Origin of the sequence: Kamptonema formosum PCC 10802 (assembly GCF_000332335.1) — a bacterium.
Lineage (GTDB): Bacteria > Cyanobacteriota > Cyanobacteriia > Cyanobacteriales > Oscillatoriaceae > Oscillatoria.
Genome location: NZ_KB235950.1, coordinates 57,792 through 59,640, shown reverse-complemented (window position 1 = coordinate 59,640; position 1,849 = coordinate 57,792). Strand labels below are relative to the sequence as shown.

The 1,849-nt window shown below is 45.7% G+C and carries 2 pseudogenes; one reads left to right on the top strand and one right to left on the bottom strand.

The features are described 5' to 3' along the window. Window positions 1–223 precede the first annotated feature (223 nt). Window positions 224–604, top strand: a pseudogene (locus tag OSC10802_RS43140) (transposase); the annotation flags it as partial. A 504-nt stretch (window positions 605–1,108) separates the two neighbouring features. Here OSC10802_RS43140 and OSC10802_RS55190 read toward each other — a convergent pair. Further along, window positions 1,109–1,849: pseudogene (locus OSC10802_RS55190) on the bottom strand (transposase); the annotation flags it as partial.

Sequence of the window (1,849 nt, the reverse complement as noted above, 5' to 3'; positions counted from 1 at the left end):
TTATATGGGTTAGAACAATAGAAGCTTCGGGAGCGGGGGAGCAAGGGAAGCCGAAATGTAGGTTTCCTAAATGCTTACTGCTATATAGACGTAGGGCAGGCGTCCCGCCTGCCCTCAAGGTCTAATGTTCTAATTTAAGTGGCTACTGCTATAGTTCTGAAACTAATAGTTAAGGCCCGCGAGCCGGCCACAAGTGTCGAATTGTTAAGATTAAACACTTGTGACAGGGAAGAACTCAGGAATATATAGAGTTGTTAACTTTTATGATATTGAAAAGCGCGCCGAGTATAGATTGGCCACCAATCTGGAGCGGGACGAAGTGTCCGATGAAGAGCTTATGGAAATTTACAGATATCGCTGGCACATAGAGTTGTTATGGAAGTTTCTTAAAATGCACCTTAAGTTGGATAAGCTGATTACTAAAAATGTAAATGGTATAGCTATACAAATTTATGTTTCGCTGATAGCTTACCTGATATTAAAGATAGTAGATATTCCTAAAGAATGGGGGACTACGCTACTAGATAAACTCCGCTATCTTCAATGTTGTATGTGTCAAGAAATCAGCTATGTCCACTGGATAGAACGACTTCTCTCTGGCTAAGCATTTTTACTCAGGGCAGGATAAATGTAAGCTAAAATGTAAAGTTTTGTGACAGAATTCAACACTTGTGGGGACGGAGCCGTTCCTTGTGGAGGCATGGAAGCAATATCAAGAAGCCGCGAAACGAGTAGGCGAGTCCGAAAGTAGGAAGTCTCATTCTCCCTCGGAGCGGTTCTCCCGAAAGCATAGAAAGTGCAGCCAGATAGCCAACCGTAAAAAGTTAGGGCGAAAAGCTGCGCCCAATTCTTAGCCTGAATCCCCGTCTCTGAGCGAGCGGGGAGTGGCTCAACACCTTATCCGATTTGGTGCAGTTGCCTTGGGTGGGAAGTGGCTGACAGCCCTGCCGGTAGCATCCGCATCTTTGCGGTTGCAGGGGAGCTCGCCCGCCTGTGGAGCGGGAAAGAAACTTAAAATACTTATGCAAACGAAAGTGATAAAAGCTAAATTAAAATGGCGAGCGCTGTTTGCTAAAAACCCGGTTTCTTAAACAATACCTTCGCCAAATCAGCTGAGGTTGCTACAAGCGGGTGGCCGGTGGATACGACCTAGGCGGGATATACGTTGGAAAATCTGAGCCAATAAAACTGGCTCAGGTTTTTCCGGAAGGAGTTTTATGATTTCGGCCACATATTTTGAGCCCCGACAGATGGCTTTGAGATCCAGCACACTGTCCCCACAATGCTTCCCTGGGCCAGTCCCGAGCAGGTGATGGGACAGGTTGACCATAAAAAATGAGAGATTGGCTGCATTAGTAACTGCCGTTTGGCTGACATTCATAAAATCTTCCAGGCCCCAGAATTGTTGTCCCGAAAATTAAATTCGATTTGAAAGCGCCGGCTGTAAAAATTTATTACTTGTCGTAAGGCAATTAAGGTTCATTGGTAAATAAAATGAGGGGGTGGGGAGCATTAGTGTTTGGATAATTTTTGCCAGGAATCACCCCTTTAGGAGGTGGAGCAAATTCTTTGTGGAGGAGTTGCGCTTGATAGATATCGGTGAGAATTGGCCCATCAATCGTGCTGTTTTTCAGGTATTGAGGGGGCATGTTGCGTAGGTCAAGCTTATCTCCATATTTGCGGCGGCACTTTCGGTCAGGGTCGGGGTTTTGATAGGGGATATAAAGCGCCGAATCGTAACGAAGCTTTGAAATTAGATGTAAATTCAGCCGGCGGGCCATTTGCAGAGATGCATTATTGCCAAAGTGACCGTCCAATAGCAGATAAGTCAGGGGCAGCATACCGCCCA